At 50.5% G+C, this 15,029-nt stretch carries 11 protein-coding genes; 5 read left to right on the forward strand and 6 right to left on the reverse strand.

The features are described from left to right. Positions 1-383: 383 nt before the first annotated feature. Complete coding sequence (locus KTH_RS18425) at positions 384-1,031, reverse strand: tetratricopeptide repeat protein (RefSeq protein ID WP_497623258.1); 648 nt, start codon at positions 1,029-1,031, stop codon at positions 384-386. A 132-nt stretch (positions 1,032-1,163) separates the two neighbouring features. Continuing rightward, a complete protein-coding gene (locus KTH_RS18430) occupies positions 1,164-2,738 on the reverse strand; it encodes an NB-ARC domain-containing protein (protein ID WP_497620407.1) in 1,575 nt (524 codons plus the stop codon). A 944-nt stretch (positions 2,739-3,682) separates the two neighbouring features. Between KTH_RS18430 and KTH_RS18435 the strand changes: the two genes are divergently transcribed. Further along, positions 3,683-3,844 carry a hypothetical protein gene (locus KTH_RS18435; protein ID WP_170142316.1) on the forward strand — a complete coding sequence of 54 codons (162 nt, stop codon included), beginning with the start codon at positions 3,683-3,685 and terminating at the stop codon, positions 3,842-3,844. A 54-nt stretch (positions 3,845-3,898) separates the two neighbouring features. Here KTH_RS18435 and KTH_RS18440 read toward each other — a convergent pair whose 3' ends face one another. Continuing rightward, a complete protein-coding gene (locus tag KTH_RS18440; RefSeq protein WP_497620409.1) occupies positions 3,899-6,505 on the reverse strand; it encodes a tetratricopeptide repeat protein in 2,607 nt (868 codons plus the stop codon). Between the two features lie 607 nt (positions 6,506-7,112). On the opposite strand from KTH_RS18440, the gene KTH_RS18445 reads away from it, so the two are divergent. The 4 genes from KTH_RS18445 to KTH_RS18460 all read left to right on the forward strand — a co-directional run bounded on the left by KTH_RS18445 (position 7,113) and on the right by KTH_RS18460 (position 10,942). Continuing rightward, positions 7,113-7,685 (forward strand): hypothetical protein, encoded by a 573-nt coding sequence (locus KTH_RS18445; RefSeq protein WP_497620411.1) that lies wholly within the window; start codon positions 7,113-7,115, stop codon positions 7,683-7,685. A gap of 64 nt (positions 7,686-7,749) precedes the next feature. Then, positions 7,750-8,253, forward strand: coding sequence for a hypothetical protein (locus KTH_RS18450; RefSeq protein ID WP_497620413.1), 504 nt, complete (start codon positions 7,750-7,752; stop codon positions 8,251-8,253). Positions 8,254-9,285: 1,032 nt separating this feature from the next. Continuing rightward, complete coding sequence (locus tag KTH_RS18455) at positions 9,286-9,576, forward strand: DUF5348 domain-containing protein (RefSeq protein WP_111318792.1); 291 nt, start codon at positions 9,286-9,288, stop codon at positions 9,574-9,576. A 241-nt stretch (positions 9,577-9,817) separates the two neighbouring features. Then, positions 9,818-10,942: a glycosyltransferase family 4 protein gene (locus tag KTH_RS18460; protein ID WP_497620415.1), complete on the forward strand. Its 1,125-nt coding sequence runs from the start codon at positions 9,818-9,820 to the stop codon at positions 10,940-10,942. A gap of 3 nt (positions 10,943-10,945) precedes the next feature. Here the strand turns inward: KTH_RS18460 and KTH_RS18465 are convergent, their stop codons facing one another. From KTH_RS18465 to KTH_RS18475, 3 genes are all read right to left on the reverse strand, one after another. After that, positions 10,946-12,541 (reverse strand): RNA polymerase sigma factor, encoded by a 1,596-nt coding sequence (locus tag KTH_RS18465; protein WP_497620417.1) that lies wholly within the window; start codon positions 12,539-12,541, stop codon positions 10,946-10,948. Between the two features lie 103 nt (positions 12,542-12,644). After that, positions 12,645-13,868: a sensor histidine kinase gene (locus KTH_RS18470; protein ID WP_497620419.1), complete on the reverse strand. Its 1,224-nt coding sequence runs from the start codon at positions 13,866-13,868 to the stop codon at positions 12,645-12,647. Between the two features lie 106 nt (positions 13,869-13,974). Further along, on the reverse strand, positions 13,975-14,952 hold the full coding sequence (locus KTH_RS18475; protein ID WP_497620421.1) for an MBL fold metallo-hydrolase: 978 nt from the start codon (positions 14,950-14,952) through the stop codon (positions 13,975-13,977). Positions 14,953-15,029: the final 77 nt, after the last annotated feature.

Here is a 15,029-nt window from a genome sequence, read left to right on the forward strand (position 1 = left end):
TGAGAAGGTCGCCATCCTTGACTTTTTGCACTCGCATCCTCTGCGTTCTTCTTAATTGTACTTCTTTACGGCATCTCACCGACATGCGTTCATACAGCCTAGATTTTCATCTAGTAGAACCGGGGCAGACGAGAAACAGCCCTGCAACATGTCAACCTATATAACATTCTGATAACCCGGGACAAAGGAGTACGAATGGTCCACAACAGAAGTAGACGCTACAGGCGCCCATTTCTTAAATAAACATCGCCTCTCGTCCTTCTGTTTTCCTGCTGATCCGCTTTTCCCCTTTCAAATACCGGCTGACTCCTATCATACCATAAGCTGATGCATTGATGAACAACAAATACACACAGTTCTTTTTCTTGATAGTCCATAACTATTTATTGTGAATGCTTCATTCTTAATGTATTCAACCATTTTCTAGCTTCTTGCGCATTTCTATGCCCGATCGATTCCAGCATAGATACGGCCAATCCCTCCCCATCGCTGTGCCTCTCCCAGATGACCGCGCGCGCCATAACACGAGCAATTCCATGGTAGGCCAGCGCAAGTAATTCTTGAGCCCCATACGGCGCCAATGCATACATCTCGCGAAAAAGCGCTTCCGCTTCATCGAGCCGGCCCTGACGCAGTTGCATATTGCCATATTCGTAGAAGCCAGTGGCAAGAACAAATACATAGCCGAGTTGTCGTGCGTGTTTGATGGCTTCTTGAAAATAAACCTCTGCCTGTTCACGGTCTTCTTCAAGCATAGCCGTCGTTGCCAGATTGCTATAAACTCCACAAATCCATTCGCGAAGTCCCAGTTGTTGAGCAAGCACCAATGCATCTTGAAAATATTTTCTGGCCGCTTTATAGTTCTCTAATGCAAGTTCGCATCCACCAAGATTGAGCAAACAATTACATACTTGCTCCTTGTAGCCTATCTGCTCGGCCAATATCAACGCTTTTTGCAAATTTTCTCTCGCCTCCTCATGCCTTCCCTGCTCCCTCAGATTTACACCTGGATTCGCTATTAAAAGGCACATTAACTCTCGATCATGAAGAAGTTCTGCAAGGGATAACCCCTCCTGTAAATAGACTTCTACCTGCTTATAGCACCCTCTATAAATATATAAAGTTCCTAAATTTTTAAATATAAAGCACAAATATTGCTTGTTTTATAGCTTATTTGCCATATAAAGCCCGTCCAGTAGATGTTGCTCTGCTTGCTCATATGGTCCTCGCTTTGACTCAATCCATCCTGGCTCCGTTAGAGCGCTACAAATATATTCTTCATTATTCATCTGCTGAGCGAGTTCGAGAGCACCGCGGAAGCATTCTTCGGCTTGAGCAAGATGTGCCAACTTTTGTAATACCTGTCCCTGATAAAAGAGGGCCCGAACAACAAGTACCGGAGCCTTGTACTCCCAGCCAATCGCCTCAGCGCGTAAAGCAAGCTGTCTGGTAATTTCATAATGAGCAGTGCTCATTAAAAACGGTACATACATCAAAAAGAGTTCCGCAAACTCTTTCCCTTTCCCCATACCGACTATTTGTTCCAGGCAGGCAAGAGTAGTGACGCACTCCTGTTGTAATAGCTCATATTCTTTTTGATACATCTCACCAAAATCCATCAAATAAGAGAGCAAGCGGCAGTACGCCTTCTCAAGTCCACCAACCTCGTGCAAACGTTGCCAGGCATAATCATGTACCGTTTGATGGATGGTATAGCGTCCCTGAGAACTGAGTTCCAGCAATCCACTATCACGCACGAGATGAAACTGCTCAACAGTACAATTCATTACTGCACATGCCATCTCCTCCGAGAATGTATTTGGCTTGGCTGGGATCGTCGCCAACGCATAAAAAGCTCGCTGCAACTGTTCTGGCAATTGGTGTTCAGAGATTGCAATAACTGCCCGTAAAGAAAGCGGTAGATCTGCGTTCAAGCTGGGATGTTGTTCGGTCGGAGCTTGCGGCTCCTGAATACTCAACCGTTCATCCAAACGCTCAATACGTTCCAGAGCCGCAATAATCCGGCGGGTACGCCCACTATAGGCCTGCTTGCGCACATAATTTCCGAGTAATTTAAGCGCCAGCGGCAAGCCAGCGACCGCTTGAACGAGTTGTTGGGCCTTCTCAGTCATATCCAGCCCGGGAACAAGCATTTGCAACAATTGTACGCCCTCTTCCTGACTCAGTTCCTCGACTTTCACAGCCCCCTCACCGGCCAGTGTAGCAGCAACTTCTGAAGAACGCGTCGTAATTAGATACGCGCAGTAGGGGCCACCAATTTGTAAGTTTCGTGCATCCTCGATCCTCCAAGCATCATCAAGGACAATCAGAAAAGCTCTCTCCCCTATCGCCTCCTGCAACAGACGTCTCCACTCATCACTCTTTTGCTTTGCCTGAACAGTGGGAGAAACATCAAGCAATGTGCCCCACCTATTCAAAATAGTGGTCGGATCAGGCGCTAAGCCTAACCCTGCCCACAAAACGCCATCAAGAAAATACGCTCTTACTTCGGGGTCATGCGCCAGTGCAGTCGCCAGCGCTGTTTTTCCCACGCCCGGCGTCCCATACAGAGCGACAGTCCCTCCACCATCATTCAATTCATCGTCAGCGGTCCAGATCCACTGCTTGATTGCTTCCAGTACCTCGGCACGCCCGACCAACGGAAATGGAGGCAACTGGGGGATTGCAGAATCATAGATCGGTTCTCGTTCTTTCTGCACCAGCTCTTTTTTTGTCACCGGATCGGCTTCCTTGCAAGCTCTATTGCTGCTTTTTCGAGCATTCTTCTTGATCACTCTTTTCTGCCTGCGGCCTTTATGCGCCCATACTATTTATCATTACCTATAATAACACAGTTCTTCACCCCTAAAAGGCATAACTTCTGTCAAACTTTTTTCATTCCAGATAATTTAAAACACTCCTCTTTAGCTTGTACTAATTATAGCCTGATACAAGTATGAATGCCCAAAAAGAAAATGTCTATCCGAAAAACCGCCGAATTTTCACACGATTTTCACGGAAACTCATTGAAGGCAAAACGGGCTTTATATTATAATGCTGCTTGAAGTAGTTTTTCGGCTTCTTGTTTTGATGGCAACGATCCGCTTCCGGGTAGTACTTTTTTGTCGAGAAGGCAAAATTTGTTGAAAAACATCGATACATCTTATACTATCTTCAATATAAAGATAGTACATTAACAGGTATCGTCTGTGCTAGACCAGAAAAGCGGAGGGACAGTATCTACGCTACTGCATTTCCAGATGAGAAGTAGAACTGTGTTTGCCAGCAAATCCCGGCACTAGCAGGCAGTCCAGCATAATAATATATTGTCTGCTTTCTCTTTATACAGGGAGAACCTGGAGGGAGCCAGGGAAACAGACAATACGCTTTTGCCGTTCATATGAAGCCGAGGGAATGGCTCCACTGAACAAATATAAAGCACCAGGTATTTTAGGGGAAAAGGAACAGAAAAGCTTGAAGTAGTAAACCTGGATATAGTAAGCTAGTACCTGTCCTGTAGATATACGCTGCGTGGGCAGCAAGGGATCGGACGAACTCAGATAAGTTGCCTTATAGTTAAGGCAAAGGCTCGATCCTATTAACAAATAGAGGTTCCGGATACCACACTACTTTATCTAAAGGCTTTCTGTTCGCTCCCACTTGAAGAAAGGAAGACACGCACATGAACAAAAAGAAACTCATGCTCTGGATTATACCGGCACTGGTTCTGTTGCTGGCGCTTACGCTTGTAGCTATTCAAGTCACAACCGGCGTTCATGCAGCAGGGGCTGGAACACCTAGTGATCCCGGTGTAATTCACCCATTTGCATTCTTCCCAGAATAATATCTAAAAAGCAGGGGCGCTTTTGTGAAGAAGCGCCCCTGCGTCCCAAGCAACCTACAGTGAAGCTAACCAATCCCTCACCTCATGTGCATTACGGTGCCCCATGTTTTCCAGACTTACGGCACTTTCAGAACCAAGCGCTTTTGCTTTCTCTATTTCCCCGCGTGACGCCGCTATCTTTGCAAGCCCATATTGAGCAAGGGCCAGAAGATCAGCAGCCCCTTTAGGAGTAATAGTCAATACATCCTGAAACGCTTCTTTTGCTTTCTCTATTTCCTCAAGATCAAGCAACAACGTTCCATATTCACACAGAGCAAGAGCTATCATAAAAGGGTTTCCTATTTTTCTTGCCAATTTCAGGCTATTCTCAAAACTTCGTTTTGCCCTTTCAAATTTCCTCTGTCCTCGGAAGGCTATTCCCTGATTAATAAGTAATGCGCTTAAACGTTCCTTATGTTCGATCTGATAAGCTATCTCAAGACCTTCTTGGCAGCTATTCTCAGCTTGCTGATACTTTCCCAGTTCTATTTCAACCCCACTAAGATTTGTTAATAACGAGCAAATTCGATCCTTCTGCCCAATTTTTCTGGCAAGTGCCAAACCTTCACGGAAATACTGAGCGGCTACAGAAAAATCCCCTCTCTGACCTGCATTCACCCCTAAATTTGACAACATAAAACAGGTTAATTCTTGATCTCCGATCTGCTGAGCCAGCCTCAACCCTTCTTGCAGGTAGGCTTCACTTTTGGCATAATCTCCCAGGTAAATCGAGACCGATCCAAGCACCATCAAAATAGAACTGATACGTTTGAGATCTCCTATCTGGCGGGCAATGGTTAAGCCCTGTTGAAGATAGTCTTCCGCAAGGTCGTATTTCCCCATTTTGGTATTGACCCAACCGAGATCATTGAGAAATGCGCTGATAAGGCTCTGATCTTCGATCTGCCGGGCTACCTCTAATCCATCCTGGAAGGTCGTTTCTGCCTGCACAAAATCGCCCTGCTGCTGCAATACCTGTCCATAATAGAGCTGTAACAACGCTATATCCTGCTTTCGGCTCAGCGCCTGCGCAGCTTCGATCGCATGTTGCAGATGCAGACCAGCCAGCGCATAGGAACCATGCCGCATGAAATGAGGTATAAAGGCAAGGGCACAGCGTACCAGCGTTTCCCATACTTGCAGGTTATAGGCCATCTCCATCGCGGCAAGGATATTGGTACTTTCCTGCTCCAGTTGTTGATAATCGTCCTTATTTGTTTCAACGAAATCAAGCACAAAGTCCAGCAGGCGTCCCCGCGCCGCCCTCTCAGCCGCGTTATCCAGTTCAAGCTGATAGGCTGCATAGTCACGAATAACCTGATGGATCATATAGCGACTAGTCCCATTGCTTTCCAGAATGCCGGAGTCACTTAACATGTCCAGCACTTCAACATCACAGGCAGCCACCGCCAGCGCCATATCTTCAGAGAACGTATTTGGTTTGGCAGGAATGACCGAGAGGTTATACAGAGCCGCACGAGCCTCTTCCGAGAGTAATTGATCTGTGACAGAAATAACCGAAACAAGCGAGATATGCTGGTTGCTTTCCAGACTTGAATGGCCTTCCACCGGACCATGAGGCTCTTTAACCATTAAACGGGCCTCGGCGTCGCTCAGGCGCTCAAGAGCAGCGGCAATTCGGCGGGCATGTCCGCTATAGGACTGTTTCCGCAAATAGTTTCCCATCAACGTCAGGGCCAGCGGCAGACCGCCAACAGCCTGCACAAGATCCAGCGCCTTCTGCGGCTCACGATCAACCACCATCGGGGCCAGAGAGCGTAGTAACGTCATACTCTCTTCTACCCCAAGTTCCTCAATGCGAGTTGCGCCATCCATCGCGATAAACGTCGCAATATCAGAATGGCGTGTCGTCAACAGGTGAGCGCAATTCGGACCGCCAACTTTAAACGCCAGCGCCTCTTCAACGTTCCAGGCATCATCAATAACCAGCAACATCGCGCGACTTCCAATCGCATGATGAATTGCCTTTGCCCATGCCTCACCATCACTCAGACTTGCCATCTCAGAAGGGGCAATTCCTAAAAGCGTTCCCCACCGCCCGAGTAAGCCAAGCACATTGGGTTTCGGGCCAAGTGCAGCCCAGAGAATCCCATCACGAAAATGGGCCCGTACCTCCGCATCGTGCGCAAGCGCAACGGAGAGCGCTGTTTTGCCAACACCGGGAAGCCCATTTAACGCGGTTAGCGCGACATTGCCCCCGGTAAACAAACGCTTCTTGATCAGGGCCATCTCTTTATCACGCCCAACCAGACGGATAGCGGGCTGAAGCGGAATCGCAGAATCATAGATTGGTACACGCTCATGCGGCTTGCTCGCTTCTTCTCTTGCTGCCTGTTGCCGCTCTGCTGCTTGCTGTTCCGCCTTCTGTTCCTCAGGTGAAGGCACCAGATCCAGTTCTTGCGCCGTTTTCCCAAATAGCTGACACAGCTTTCGCCGAAAGTACGGATTGGGCTTGGTAATACCACGCTCCCAACGGCTCACATTCACATGGGTCGTTCCAATCTTTTCCGCGACTTCTTGCTGAGAGAGGGCAAGACTGACGCGAGCTTCAGTGAGCCGTACACGTGGTAATGGCTCATGCTCTGGATGATTGCGCTCCACTATTCTCAAGTCCTTCCTGACTGCATGCATTTGCGTCCCACTGGCGCATACATAGCACTACGCACCCGTAATCTGATTACACATCCTTCTTTCCTTCACTTGTATAAAACGAGAGGAAAAGAAAAAAAGGAACAGCATCGTTACTCGCACGCTCGTGTTCAGTGCATTCATAGTTTCCGTCTGGATCATCCGGGAAAAATGATCAGCTTATTATACCCGCCCGGAGCGGCCCCCCACTGTTTATTTTCCAGGGCAAAAGACAGCCAATCCCAAAAATGATAAATATGTTTAAATGAATGATAACATATGATCTTTCCTTTGTGTACGGCTATGGTCCATAATTTTAACAGAAGGTCCGCTAGCCAGAAGTAAAGGAATACAAAGGCAAGAGTGGATACGGTAAGTGGGTCCGGAAGCAGCTTAATCCGAGAGAGGATGTTATTCTCGGTCCATATCAGCAGGGACGACTGATAGTTTGACGGTCAGCAGAACCGGCAGGGATGCCGTGCTGCTCCACCCACCTTACCACCTATTATTGACAAATTTCAATGTAGGATGCCGGTATTGAGCGAGACGGGGCACGCTCTCCAGAGGAGGACGCCAACATATGCAGGATCAGCAGACAGGGAACGTCACAAACCAGACTCCCTTCTCGCACTCCGCACAAAACGTCCAGACGGGACTTTCGCCAGATGATATGGCAACCCGTCCCGCGAGACACATCACCCGATCGCTACACAGTATGTCTCTCGTCCCAATGGCGCAACAGAAGCGAGCAGCACGTTACCAGCGTCTTCGCACATCACGACGACAGGGAGCCGCCCCGATCACAGAACCATTGCATCGGACGGATATCCTGCCCGGAGGAACGGCCAGACAATATACCAGACAATATACAGATAGCTCCAGATTCACAGCTATTCATGTTCCTCCTCCCATGACGAAGCGGTTACGTGCAAAGCCCGAGGGCCAAGCTCACCCTCGGGATATGTCCCTTCCCTATCAGGGGGTGGTGCCTGTGGAGACGAGAGCAGCGGCTTCACAGGCAGTACCTTCTGTTATCGCAAGCGCCAGCATGAGAGATGTGCAGAACAGAAGCTTTTACTACCTTCTGGCCCTGCTGACACTCAGCACAATCGGTATTCTCATTTGCGGATATCTTTTCCATATCACAAACTAGAAAACAGGAGAGAGTAGAGCGACAATAACAAAGCCCGGGAGCGGCAAGAGAGGACGGAGCAGCCATGACTTTGCAAAAGATCTATGCGCGTAAAAGTAAAGCTGCGACCTGCGAAGTGAAAAAAGACCCTGAGATTCTCCATTTCTCATTGCAAGATGCGCTCCCGACAGGGCATATTCTGGCGCTGAATACCAAATTCGGTACGCTGTCGTATCTTGCATACGATGGGGACCGGCTTCAGATGATCGCTCAAGAACAGTTCACCGGAACCGAGATGAGCGTCCTGCTGCCGCTACTGGATATGTTCCCGTACTTTTGCCCGTATGAAGCGCTGTACGCCAGCTTCTACAATGGACGCGTGAGTGAAGAGGCTGTGGCGCAGGCCCGACGACACCTGAATCGAGCCCAGGAAGAGAACAGTTGGGATCAGGAAATGCGGCCCATACGCGACGCACTCTCACGGACACGCCTGAAACTGAAGCACTTTGGCTTTGACATCTCGTCCATTCTCTCGACCGGTTACATTCTGCTCGTCTCGGCAACACCGATGCCGGTTATACGAGCCTGATAGAGCAACGGACCGTGAAGCAGACATTATCGCACCGTCCCTTTGCTCCCTCACCTTCCCGGTAGCACATCCGTGGGGTTTGCGGTCCCCCACGGATGGCTAGCCGGGCCCCCCATCAACCTGCTTATTTGCCTTCTTGTCCTTCCTATGTTACAATTTCTATCATTTTCCGGGCTCAGCCTGCTTTCCCTTCCTGACTGGCGTGAGCTGTGGCCCATCTCTATGCGAGCAGGTGAAGTCAGAGAAGCCGGGTACATCATTCCACATGCCCCTTCTTCCTTCAAGAACTTGATACGTCCCGGAGCAGATGCCGGGGAGATTCTTACAACCGGCATACTTGCGACATTGTCGCGATGCATTGGCCTGGAAGGGGCACGCAGTCCAGAAGCGTTAGACGAGGGAACCACGTCGGGCAGACGAGAACCGATACGGCACATGGAAAAGAGTGTAATACAGGTGAAATCTCCTATCAAGCGACATTCTTTTTCTCTACTCGGAGAGCGCGGGTACACTATTTATCTCCCGGCCTCAAGGGAGGAGCCTTCTGACGTGTTTCGGTAATAGATATCCTTGCTCGCTCAAGCATGCCACCAGTATCACCCAAAAGGAGTGGAAGAGAAACTATTCCTGTTCTGGCAAACCATCCCTTTGAAGGATGCCTGTGATTTTGCCATATGCTACAGTAGCAATGTGTCAGGAGGGCGCTTCTGCGCAGCCCCTTCGTTCCATTTTGGTTTCTTGCAAGGATAAGACGATTGTTGACGACACTTACAAGCCAGCCAGATCGGGTGTCGTGACCTTCAGGAGAGAAGGCCTATCATTTCACACGTCTCTTCTCCCTTTGGAGAAGCCGCCAGACCGACTGCAACTGCTCTACGCTATAAACAGGCAGTGCAAACGGCTAAGCAAGCTACAATGGCAAGTGCCGGACACACCTGCTGAAGCGGAAATACTCTTTCCAACGTGTTATAAAGAATCACTCTATTTCGACCCTTGCCGAAATGTCTGAAACGAAAGGAATGCCACAAAATCATGGTTGAGACCTCTCACACTCCGTCGCCCACACATCGCCCTGGTCCAGCTCGCCTCACCGACCTGAAAGACAGCCTGCTGCTCAACGGGCAGGCGCTTTCGATTGGTCAGAACCTTGAAGTGTGTATTTTGGGTCACTGGCTCCCGGGACAGGTTGCCCATGATACAACAGGCTGGTATCTGCTCACTCCGGACCGTATCGGTATTCGGTTACGGGCTGGCGTCCTGGTCCGCCTTCCTGAACAAGAGGCTCGCCACACACCAGAACAACAGAGATCGCGCTTTCATTAGTTTCGTTACTGACTTCTAAAGAAGCGATATTTCTCCTCCACCCGCTGCACATTGCCGTCGGGGCATAGTGCAGTCTGCTTTTTTCGGCTGGTAACAGTCACCCTTTTTCCCTCTCCTTCGTTACACATACAGGTAACTGATAACAGAAGAAGTGATTCTCTACCTGTTCTACTTCTCCAACCCTTATTTCACAGCTTTTGGGTCCGAAGTAGTTGTTGTCATCTTACAATGGAGGATAGTCATGCGTATAGCACAAATAGCTCCCCCCTGGATCAGCGTACCCCCCAAAAACTATGGCGGTACTGAAGCCGTGATCGCGCATCTGATAGAAGAACAGGTCAGGAGTGGACATGAGGTCACGATGTACGCGCCAGAAGATACGCGCACCTCGGCCCGGCTCATCTCCTTTATTCCCCACCCTCTGCTGGAAGAGGGAAGACCCTGGCACGCGCCCCTTAAAGCATACTACCATCTGGTGAAAGCCATCGAGCATATTCAGGAACAGGCCTACGATGTGGTACATGCCCACCTTTCTTCACCAGCAGACATGTACCTGTACCCGTTGCTTTCATCCCTTTCTACACCACATGTCGTGACATTGCACAGCCCTTTTCCCTTTGACCAATGCGACGACTGGCAGGGAGATGCCGACTCTTTCTTTATGGATTGGTCCTCCTCGGTACCACTGGTCGCCATCAGTGAAAGCGCTCGAAAGCAAGCCCTGCAACAGCTTCCTCAACTCAACTTCGCAGGCGTGGTTCCTAACGGATTATCCACTGACGACTATACACCAATTGGCCACCACCGAGAGAACTTTCTTGTTTGGCTCGGGCGCTTCTCCCCGGAAAAAGGCCCGCATCACGCCATTGAGGCTGCCAGGCGCAGCGGGATCCCGCTGATGCTGGCCGGGACCATTGATCACACCTCCAAAGAGACGCAGGACTACTTCCATCAGACCATTGAGCCACAGATTGATAACCAGCACATCCGCTACCTCGGTGCGGTCAATATGGAACAGAAGCGAAGGCTGCTCAGCCGAGCCCGGGGCTTCCTGAATCCCATTGAATGGGAAGAGCCATTCGGCATGGTCATGATTGAAGCGATGGCCGTTGGCTGTCCTGTTATCACCTTCCGACATGGTGCCGCGCCCGAAGTTGTCCATCATGGCGTTAGCGGCTTCGTTGTGGATACACTGGACGAAATGATAGAAATGATACCGCATCTGGACAGCCTTGACCAGACGGACATTCGTGCCCATGTCGAGGAACACTTTTCGGCCCGCGCGATGGCCCGACGCTACGAAACCATTTACCGTTATGTGATTGCACAGAGCAAAATTCCCTCGTTCTCATCACCTGGAAGCTAATACTCATGAGGCGCCAGCGGGGGCTGCAAACGTTGTTTCATACCTGTTGCCGCCCGCACTCGCCTCGGTAATAATAAGCCGCCAGCGCTCGTTACGCTCATCAAAGGACTCCTGGAAATAGATGTGCAGCTCCGTTCCATTCTTTCCGGTCAACACCATCGTCGCAATCGCAACATCATTTCCAACAACCAGCGTATAGTTATAGCGCTTTGTCGTTGTGGCACAGTGTACACAACGAAGCAGGATCTGCACATTGCCTGGTGAGGCTATCACACTCTCTAACAGCAGATCGCTCTTCTCGATCTGACTCATCGGCGTAATGGCTCTACCAGCATGGAAGGTGAGCGGAAAGTTGATCCGAAGCGATGCATCAGCGGGACGTAACAGTTCAATTCGATCCCTGTTATCGGTGCGTAACACGGTTACCTGCGAGATCTGTAGACTCGCATTCGCTTTCTGAGGAATCTGTTGCAATGGTAGGCTGAGATAATAAAAGGCGATCTTAAACAGCGCATTTTTAAAGGGGATAGATTGATTTCTCCCCCGCATCTCCGCCTGCAAGGGAATGGTCAGACCGTTGCCCACATGCAGAGACATACGCAACATCACATTATCGTCGGAATCACTGGCCCGAGGATACAGCAGCGAATAGGCCAGCCCGATCATATTGACATCCGCGTATATCTGCTCAACACGCAGCTTATAGGGACCCAGTTCCACACTCTGATTAATATCCTGGTAGAGATGCCTGCTACAAATAGATGACGGCTGATTGACCACCTCGTTAAAATAGCAACTCAGGCGATCGTGCGCGGGATCAAAGATCCGGGACGGGGTAGCAAGCGGCTCTCCTTTTGGAGCTGGCTGCACAGGCCGATTGAGCCAGAACAAGAGCCCACTTGATGTTAACAGCACCACAAGTAGCACAGGCATCCCGATTCGTGTACATAGTTGTAAAAAGCGCCGCTGGCGAAACGGTTGTGTGCTGGCAAGCAGGACCACGGGCCGCCTCTCCTGTCTGCGCTCCATATGCTCGGGGAGGAAAGGGGAGGTCACCGATGGCAGCGGAATCGGCACACCTTGTACTATCTGGCGCAGCTCCTTAAGCGGTAAAAGTGCCTCCACAGAGCGCTCAATGTACTGTGTAACCTGTTTCTCCTGAAGGCCCAGACAATCAGCTATCTGAGACTCCGTGAAGCCCACCAGCAGATGCAGGAGTAGACAAGGGCGCTCGGGCCAGGGAAGCTGACCGACATCCCCCAGTATCCGCGCCATATCAGGAGGCAGCGCCTGCCACTGATAGCGCGAGGTAATGGGGAGCGTTGAGCGCTCGTCATAAGCAAGGTTGGTTGCAATCCGATAGAGCCAGAGGACAAATTGCATCGGATCGTGTAAGCCGGGCAGCGCCTCCCAGATCTGCCAGAAGGTTTCCAGTGTCAGTTCTTTCCCCGCTCCGCTCTCCCCGAGCAGGAGAAGCAGGTATCGATAAATATGGGCATGATAGCGCTCAAAGAGGCGTTCCATAGCTGAAAGATCGCCTCCCTGAGCCTCCAGAATCAGCGCGTTCTGATCCTCATCGGGACAGGGCTGTGCGCCCATCTCCGGGCCTCCTCTACTCTTTTCTGGCCTCGAAAGGCCTCTTGCAACATCATTGTCGCTTCACCAGTTTTTTACGTACAGTGAAAGGTCCACCATAGTAATGTTAGAGAGGAAGACGCACAAAAAAGGTGCTCCCGTGGCCCGGCTCCGACTCACACCAGATACGCCCATTGTGCCGATCCACGATTTCTTTCGAGATAGCCAGTCCAAGTCCCAGGCCCTTCGCGGAAGAAGCCTGTGCATCTGGATCGCGATAGAATGCCTCAAAAATACGGGTCAACTGATCGGGGGCGATCCCTTTTCCATGATCTTTCACCCAGATCAAAGCGGAAGCCGGGCTATGCTCTTCACGCTTTAACCCGAGCTCAACCGGGCTCCCCTCAGCGGAATACTTCAAGGCATTGCTGACCAGATTCACCAGCACCTGTGCCAGGCGATCCTTGTCAATCAGTACCTTGATAGGCTGCTCGGGCAGGACAAGCTCAATAGGGCGCTCGCTGAGGAGCTGCTGATCCTCAATGACTTCACGACAAACCTCAGCCAGATCACAGCAACGCTTGCGGAGCTCCACCTTTCCGGCTCTCAGGCTGCTGACGTCCAGCAGTTCTTCAACCAGAGAGGTCAGACGTTGTGTCTGGTCATTCACCCGCTCCAGAGCCTGTTTCATTCCTTTCATTTCCGGGCTCAATTCGCGCATCTTCTCTAAACGGCGCAGCGCTAGCTGTGCCTGTCCGCGAATCGTCGTGATAGGCGTCTTGAGCTCGTGTGACGCGATCGACATAAAGCGGTCCTTCAACTGGTTGGCATCTTCCAGCTTGTGGTTGATTACTTCCAGTTCCTCAGCATATTCCTGCAATTCCTGTTCGGCGGCAAGTGCTTTGAGCCGTTCACGCTCGCGCAAGGCCGTAATCAGCGCAATAGTCAGGCCAGCCACCACAAAGGGCAAGACTTGAATGGCGCTCTGCCAGTCCAACATGTTAGACCCGTTTTCGCGAAACTGCATCATATGGAGCAGAAGCGCACTGAACAGAACCGTCACCACTGAGGAACCAACCCCCCAGAACAGAGCCACAAACAGCACCGGAAGCAGCAAGAAAGCGCTTAAAAAGTTTGCATCGCTTCGTCCAAGCGCCAGTGAAAGCAATGCATTCCCACCCCACGCGAGGACAATCAAGGGAACACTGAAGAGATAGCCCACCAGAGGACGCCGCCAGCGAGGAATACGGGCAGTATACTGCTTGCGTAATTGCACCCGCTGCTCAAAGCTTAATTTCTTCAGCGGGCGTCCCTGACGATCAACAAGCGCTTCTCTGGGAACTCCGGTCATTGGCTCCTGCCTTTCCCCCAAACTGCGTTCTTTATTCTCTTCTTGCAGTGTAGCATATTCTTTTACCATAGAGCAAAAAGAAGCTGTGATATCCAGATTCTGCGGATTATACAGCTCTCTCCTTTCGTGCCAGCTCAGAACTCATGAACTTTTCCTGCATTTGTGCATCGTGCATACAGATCAGGGGAATTTCAGGGTGAGCATTCGCAAAGAGGTACAACCGCTTGAGGGTATCAAGGGCCTGCTCTTTATCAGTCGTCACCATCGAACCAAACAGGGGGTGAAGGGGAGTTGGACCAAGAATATTCTCAACGATGTGACCTGCATCTCCCACAAGAAACAGCGGCGAGCCATTGGAACGCTGAATCAAAAGACCGGTATTTCCGGGTGTATGGCCGGGCAACGAGATCAACAACAGCGACCCATCACCAAAGAGATCTTGTGCAGCCGAAAAGCCCGCGATGTCTCCCGGTTCCAGATCAAACACCTCAACCGGATTGTTCTGCATCAGACGGAGCGTGAGTTCCTTCTTTTCGTTATCTCTTGATTGAAGCAGGGACTCATACTCGATACGGCTCACACGCAACGGTACACCAGGAATATCTGGAACCCCGCCTACATGATCCCAGTGGAGGTGGGAAAGCAATGCGAAATCAAGCGAGATCCCGCCTAACAGCTCGGACAGCGACTTCTCTTGCGTCAAACGACCAAGCGTGCGCCGAAAGAAAGGTGACTGCTCTGCAATGAAGCGTATGGAAATCGCCTCACAAAGCCCGGTATCATACAGAAAGGTCGCTCGGGGATGGCGGATTAACACAGCACTATGGGCGATGGTGCGCGGTCGCCAGGAGAGCACTCCCTGCTGTAGTAGCCACTCGGGCACCTGTGTGCTTCCACAGCGTAAAAACGAAATATCTATCTCGGGCAGATTGTGCCGCTGCCAGTTTTCTGGCGCGCTCTCTGCTCCTTCCAGCTCGATTGTTGGAGGAATAAAACTTTTGACAATTACTCCCGCACCAACAACACCCAATGATATAGCTCCCAATTGTAGCCAGCGCCTCGCAGGCCAACAACGTCTACTCATCTCTATCCTCACATCTCTTTTTTATCATTCATAAGCCGGGAAAACAGGGAAGCTTTCAGCTACCCCTTACATTGCGT

The sequence above is a fragment of the Thermosporothrix sp. COM3 genome (genome assembly GCF_059696735.1).